The following is a 6,583-nucleotide window of genomic DNA, read 5'->3' on the forward strand; positions in this document are numbered from 1 at the left end:
TCGCGTCACCCTTTGTCCACGACCTCGTACAGGACGCGCGCGACAATGTCCTGCTTGTAGTTGCCGAAATGCGACCCGTAGATCGTCAGTCCGCCGACCTGGCCGCTTTCGGACACACCGATCCGGAACTTGATGTCCGAATGGCCGTCGAACGGAATGTCGGTGATCTTCACGTCCGAAATCGGGCATCCGTCGATGTACGTGCCGTTCTCGTTGATCCGGAGCAGCTTCAGCAGCCCGTACTGGTTCAGGTGCGGCGGCCACCAGTCCGGGTTGTTCGTCCCCTTCTCCCCGCCGAAATCGCCGGGCGACGTCCAGGTCCCCACCTCGACCCGGTTGACGTGAAACACGATGTCCGACGGATAGTCGTTGTTGTAGCAGGGCGCCTCCGAGCTCAGCTCCATGATGAACTGCAGCTCGGTAAGCCGATGGTTCGGCTTGAGGTAATTCGGAATCCGGTATTCGAAAAATCCGCGCGTCAGCCAGATGATCTCCGCGTCGATCCGCATCGGATCGGCGAAATAGCGCGGATTGTCGAACTCCCCGATGATGCTGTCCTTCGTCGCCAGACCGCAGGTCGGCTCCGCATGGTAGTCGCAGTAGTGGCCGACCTTGATCTCGACTTCGTAGACGTTCTCCGGCCCTTTGCTCCGCAGCTCGACCGTCAGCAGATCCTCGTTCAGGTAGCAGATCTTCTGGATGCCGTGCTTGCCGACCGCAGTGGTGATTTCGATGAGTCCGCTCTCTTCCAGCTTCTTGATGTGCATCGTCACCGCGCCGTTCGACAGACCCAGTTTCTCGGCGATTTCGTTCAGATTGAGACTGTTGTAGCGGTTCAGCAGCTCCAGTATTTCGATCCGGATTTCGGAACCGAGCGCCTTGAACAGATTCAGGCCGGACCTAAGCTCTTTGATATGAATCAACGGGTCGCATCCTCTCATCCGCAATTTGTTTCAACTTATTATAAATTAAAGCCGCCGGATTGAGAAGTGTTCCGCAAAATGCCGACAATCCGTTCACGACGTCCCCTTCAAACGACATTTTTCTCCCCCCGTCTTCCCGCCGTTCCCGCCCGCATCATGGCCGGTTTTCCCGGCGATTCGACTTTTGTTTTAAAGTTTTTTAATGTTAAACCGCCAGGTAAACGCATTCATTTAGGTATTGACAAAACAAAATCACCCAAATAACATGAAACCATAAATTATTTTAGTAATTTGTAAATTAAAAGACTCACACAAGTTCCGGCTTACGTCCCGCCCGGGCGGGATTAAGCAATAGCATGAACATCCGATTCGAAGGGGGAAGACATGTGAAACGGCATTCATTCCTGTTCATGGCGCTGATCCTTGCGCTGTCGCTGGCCCTGGCCGCCTGCTCCGGCGGCGGCGGAAAATCCGGCGAAGAGTCGTCGGGCGACGGCACGACGCTCGAGTTCTGGACGTTCAACGAACTGCACGAGCAGTTCTACCAGCACATGGCCGAACGGTGGAACGAGCAGAATCCCGACCGGAAAATCACGCTCAAAGCCAATGTCTACCCGTACGACGACATGCACAACAAACTGCTCGTCGCGCTGCAGAGCGGCACGGGCGCGCCGGATCTGGCGGACGTGGAGCTGAACAAGTTCCCGAACTTCCTGAAGGGCACGCCGCAGCTCGTCCCGCTCAACGACATCGTCGAGCCCGAGCTGGACAATCTCGTCAAATCCCGGCTCGACATTTACGCGAAGGACGGCAACTACTACGGCATCGACTTCCACGTCGGCGCGTCTGTCATCTATTACAACAAGGAGCTGCTCGATCAGGCCGGCGTGAATCCCGATGACATCAAGACCTGGGACGATTTCGCGGCGGCCGGCAAGAAAGTGCTCGAAGCAACCGGCAAGCCGATGACGACGGTCGAGCTGAACGACATGTGGTCCATCTGGCCCCAGGTGGCGCAGGCGCCCGGCAGCGACGACCTGCAGACGGCGGACGGCAAGCCGAACCTGACGAGCGACGTGGTCGTGAAACCGCTCGCGTTCCAGCAGGATCTTGTGAAGCAGGGCATCGCGGTTCCGGCGCCCGGCGGCGGCCACCACGCCGAGGAATACTACGGTTTCATGAACGACGGCGGCGCCGCGTCGGTCTGGATGCCGATGTGGTACATGGGCCGGTTCACCGACTACATGCCCGACCTGAAGGGCAAGATCGTCATCAAGCCGATGCCGGCCTGGAACGCGGGCGAGCCGCGCTCGGCGGGCATGGGCGGCACGGGCACCGTCATCACGACGACCTCCAAGAACCAGGATCTGGCGAAAGCGTTCCTCGCGTTCGCGAAGCTGTCGCGCGAAGGCAACATCGAAATCTGGAAGTTCCTCGGCTTCGACCCGCTGCGCTCGGATGTCTGGGATGCGCCGGAGCTCCGCGAGCCGAACAAATTCACCGACTACTTCGGGGAAGACATTTTCGACGTGCTGCTGGAAGTGAAGGACGAGATCGAAGGCGTCATCGTCAATGAGCAGACGCCGCCCATCTCCGACGCGTTCCGGACCTCGGTGCTCGTCCGGATTCTCCAGGACGGCGAAGATCCGGTCAAGGTTCTGGAAGAGACGCAGTCGCAGATTCAGTAACGCCCGAAACGGGCACAGCGCCGGTCCCGCCCGGACAGCGGGACCGGTGCATCGCCGTTTCACGGAAGGAGGCATAACGCGATGACGCACCCGGTTCCGACAACGGAACGGCAGACGGCCGTCCGGCGTTCCCCGCTGCGGAGGCTGGCATACTCGCAGACGGCCGCGCCCTGGCTGTTCGTGCTGCCGTTCATCCTGTCGTTCGCCCTCTTTTTCGCCTATCCCGTGCTGTCCGCCGTGAACATGAGCTTCCAGGAAGTGCTGCCCGGCCAGGTTCGCTACATCGGCCTCGAAAACTACCGCGGCCTGTGGAACCCGACGTTCCGCAAGGCGCTGATGAACAGCACCGAGTACACGGTCTTCACGCTGCTCGTGCTCATTCCGCTGCCGCTTGTGCTCGCGGTGTTTCTCAATTCGAAGCTGATGGTGCTGCGCAACTTTTTCCGGTCGACGCTGTTCATTCCCGCGCTGACGTCGGTCGTCGTGGCGGGCACCGTTTTCCGGCTGGCGTTCGGCGAACTGGAAGGCTCGCTCATGAACACGTTCGTCACCGCCCTCGGCTTCGAACCGCAGAAATGGCTGCGCCACGAAGGGCTCGCGATGTTCACGCTCGTCGTGCTCGCGACCTGGCGGTGGATGGGAATCAACATCCTGTACTTCCTCGCCGGCTTGCAGAACATTCCGCGGGAACTGTACGAATCGGCGGAAATCGACGGCGCGACGGCCTGGGACCGGTTCATCCGGATCACGCTGCCGCTGCTGAAGCCGATCACGATCTACGTGCTGACGATCAGCATTTACGGCGGCTACGCCATGTTCACGGAAAGCTACATGCTGTGGGCCGGCAACCGGTCGCCGAACGACATCGGCCTGACGATCGTCGGCTACCTGTACCGCAACGGGCTGGAGCAGAACAATCTCGGCCTCGGTTCGGCGGTCGGCATCGCCCTGCTCGTCATCACGTTCACCGTCACGATGATCCAGCTCAAGCTGACGGGCATGTTCCGGAGGGAGGACTGACATGAGCGCAGGCAACGCAAAACATCGCCGCTTTCTGACCGCGGCGCTCGTTATCCTCTTCGTTCTGCTCGGCCTGTTCGCGGTCTTCCCGATCGTCACGCTGATCGTCGCGTCGTTCAAGCCGGCGCAGGAGATGATGCGCTACGGTCTGAACCTCCGGCTCGATCCGGAGCTGGTGTCGCTGAAGAACTACACCTACCTGTTCTCGGATCAGTCGCTCTACCTGACCTGGTACAAGAACAGTCTGGTCATCACCGCCATTTTCACCGTGCTGTGCCTGCTGTTCTCGTCGATGGTCGGCTATGCGCTCGCCGTCTACCGGTTCAGATTCCGGAACGCGCTGTTTGCGCTGGTGCTCGTGACGATGATGATCCCGCTGGAGATCATCATCCTGCCGCTTTACAAGCTGTCGATCTCGCTGAAGCTGATCAACAACATGTGGGGCGTCATCCTGCCCTTCATGGTGGCGCCGCTGCCGATTTTCTTCTTCCGCCAGTACGCCGGCGGACTGCCGAAGGATTTCCTCGACGCGGCGCGGGTGGACGGATGCACGGAGTTCGGCATGTTTTTCCGGATCATGGTGCCGCTGATGGCGCCCGCTTTTTCGTCGATGTTCATTCTGCAGTCGCTGTTCTCATGGAACAACTTCCTCTGGCCGCTCATCGTGCTGAGAACGAACGAGCAGCTCACCATCCCGATCGGACTGGCGACGCTGCTTACGCCATACGGCAACAATTTTGATATGCTGATATCCGGAGCGGTGCTGGCCATCGTACCGATCCTGATCGTGTTCCTGTTCTTCCAGAAATACTTCATTGAAGGCATGACCGCCGGCGGCATCAAGGGCTGACGCCGATTCCGGCGTAATGCCGGCCGCTCATGGCCGCAACCAGAAAAAAGGAGAGACGAGACATGACACTGAACGCACGCATGACACTGGACCGAGACTTCCGCATCGCCGAGATCGATCCCCGCATCTACGGCTCGTTCATCGAGCATCTCGGGCGCGCCGTCTACGGCGGCATCTACGAGCCCGGCCATCCGGAGGCCGACGAGCGCGGCTTCCGGCAGGATGTGCTGCGGCTCGTCCGCGAGCTCGGCGTCCCGATCGTCCGCTACCCGGGCGGCAACTTCGTCTCCGGGTACAACTGGGAGGACGGCATCGGTCCGAAGGAAGCGCGGCCGCGCCGGCTCGAGCTGGCCTGGCGGACAATCGAGACGAACGAATTCGGCACGAACGAGTTCATGGACTGGGTGAAGGCCGCCGGTGCCCAGGCGATGATGGCCGTCAACCTGGGCACGCGGGGCATCGACGAAGCGCGCAATCTGGTCGAATATTGCAACCACCCTGGCGGCACGTATTGGAGCGATCTGCGCCGCAAGCACGGCTATGAGCAGCCGCACAACATCAAGGTGTGGTGCCTCGGCAACGAGATGGACGGACCTTGGCAGATCGGCCACAAGACGGCGGCGGAATACGGCCGGCTGGCACAGGAGACGGCGAAGGTGATGAAGTGGGTCGATCCGACGATCGAGCTCGTCTCCTGCGGCAGCTCCAGCGCGAAGATGCCGACGTTCCCGGAATATGAAGCCGTGTCGCTCGACTTCACCTACGACCACGTCGATTATGTGTCGCTGCACCAATATTTCGGCAACCGGAGCGGCGACACCGCGTCCTATCTCGCTTCGACGCTCGAGATGGATCATTTCATCCGGACGGTGAAGGCGACCTGCGACTACATCAAGGCGAAGAAGCGGAGCAAGAAGACGCTGAACCTCAGCTTCGACGAATGGAACGTCTGGTTCCACTCGAACGAGGCGGACAAGAAGATCGAGCCGTGGAGCATCGCTCCGCCGCAGCTCGAGGACATCTACACGTTCGAGGACGCGCTGCTCGTCGGCGGCATGCTGATCACGCTGCTCAAGCACAGCGACCGCGTGCGGATGGCGTGCCTCGCGCAGCTCGTCAACGTCATCGCGCCGATCATGACCGAGAACGGCGGCCGGGCATGGCGGCAGACGATTTTCTATCCGTTCCTGCATGCGTCGAAATACGGCCGGGGCATCGCGCTGCAGCCGGTCATCGACTCGCCGAAGTACGACACGGCGGAGTTCACGGACGTGCCGGCGCTCGAAAGCATCGCCGTGCACAATCCGGAGAAGGACGAGCTGACCGTGTTCGCGCTGAACCGGAGCCTCGGCGACGCGCTGACACTGAAGTGCGCGATCCGCGGGTTCGAGGGGTACGGCGTGCTCGAGCATCTCGTGCTGGAGCACGACGATCTGAAAGCGGTGAACGGTCCCGACGGCGAGCGGGTGAAGCCGCATGCGGGCGGGCGCTCGCAGATGCGGGACGGCCTGCTCGAGGCGGAACTGCCGAAACATTCGTGGCACGTCATCCGGCTGGGCAAACGGAACGCGTAAATCGAGTAGGAGGGGGCGGCTAGCCCCCGGCCTCTCACACCACCGTACATGCGGGTCCGCATACGGCGGTTCCGTAAGGTTAACAAAGTTCCAGGTAACGAGAAAGCAGACTTTTCAGCCCTTTCGCTTCCCGGTAGGAGGTCGGAAGGGCATTGTTTGTGTTACGGGACATTTCCCACGGACCACGGCGTGAGTTCGCCATCATCCGAGCCGCCCATTCGGGCACGCCGAGTGCACGGAGATTACACAATCTGGTCTTGGGTCTCTTCCATTGTTTCCACAGACACATGCGCAGTCGCCTGCGAATCCATGCGTCGAGGTCTCCACAGTGGTTCTTGGCGGCAGCCAGACGGAAATAACCGATCCATCCCATCATGAGGCGGTTCAGTCGGTGAATCCTCTCTTCCATCGTCAGCGGGCGCGAGCGGTCCGTTATCTCCCGGACTTTCTTCTTGAAACGCTGAATCGTCCTGGGAGCCAACCGGACCATTGCCTGCTTGTTCGACAGGAAGCTGAAGCCGAGGAACG

General features: G+C 60.3%; 6 protein-coding genes. 4 read left to right on the forward strand and 2 right to left on the reverse strand.

What is annotated here, in order from left to right:
• Window positions 1-5: 5 nt before the first annotated feature.
• Window positions 6-923, reverse strand: a complete 918-nt coding sequence (locus C6W55_RS13755) for an ArsR/SmtB family transcription factor (protein ID WP_015253506.1) — start codon at window positions 921-923, stop codon at window positions 6-8.
• A 386-nt stretch (window positions 924-1,309) separates the two neighbouring features.
• Between C6W55_RS13755 and C6W55_RS13760 the strand changes: the two genes are divergently transcribed.
• From C6W55_RS13760 to arfA, 4 genes are all read left to right on the forward strand, one after another.
• Window positions 1,310-2,611, forward strand: coding sequence for an ABC transporter substrate-binding protein (locus tag C6W55_RS13760; protein ID WP_213483056.1), 1,302 nt, complete (start codon window positions 1,310-1,312; stop codon window positions 2,609-2,611).
• Between the two features lie 81 nt (window positions 2,612-2,692).
• Window positions 2,693-3,631, forward strand: coding sequence for a carbohydrate ABC transporter permease (locus C6W55_RS13765; RefSeq protein ID WP_213483055.1), 939 nt, complete (start codon window positions 2,693-2,695; stop codon window positions 3,629-3,631).
• A 1-nt stretch (window position 3,632) separates the two neighbouring features.
• Window positions 3,633-4,481 (forward strand): carbohydrate ABC transporter permease, encoded by an 849-nt coding sequence (locus C6W55_RS13770; protein WP_015253503.1) that lies wholly within the window; start codon window positions 3,633-3,635, stop codon window positions 4,479-4,481.
• 62 nt (window positions 4,482-4,543) lie between these two features.
• The gene (gene arfA, locus C6W55_RS13775; RefSeq protein WP_015253502.1) at window positions 4,544-6,055 is read left to right on the forward strand and encodes an arabinosylfuranosidase ArfA; all 1,512 of its coding nucleotides are present in this window, start codon (window positions 4,544-4,546) and stop codon (window positions 6,053-6,055) included.
• 79 nt (window positions 6,056-6,134) lie between these two features.
• Here arfA and C6W55_RS13780 read toward each other — a convergent pair.
• Window positions 6,135-6,583 (reverse strand): group II intron maturase-specific domain-containing protein (locus C6W55_RS13780; RefSeq protein WP_286893235.1); only part of this gene is annotated, 449 nt, incomplete at its 5' end.

This window comes from Thermobacillus sp., from assembly GCF_003390775.1.
Lineage (GTDB): Bacteria > Bacillota > Bacilli > Paenibacillales > Paenibacillaceae > Thermobacillus > Thermobacillus xylanilyticus.

Coding starts and splice junctions, on each gene's coding strand:
- C6W55_RS13765 (WP_213483055.1), top strand. CDS start 2,693: ATGACGCACCCGGTTCCGACAACGGAACGGCAGACGGCCGTCCGGCGT.
- C6W55_RS13770 (WP_015253503.1), top strand. CDS start 3,633: ATGAGCGCAGGCAACGCAAAACATCGCCGCTTTCTGACCGCGGCGCTC.
- arfA (WP_015253502.1), top strand. CDS start 4,544: ATGACACTGAACGCACGCATGACACTGGACCGAGACTTCCGCATCGCC.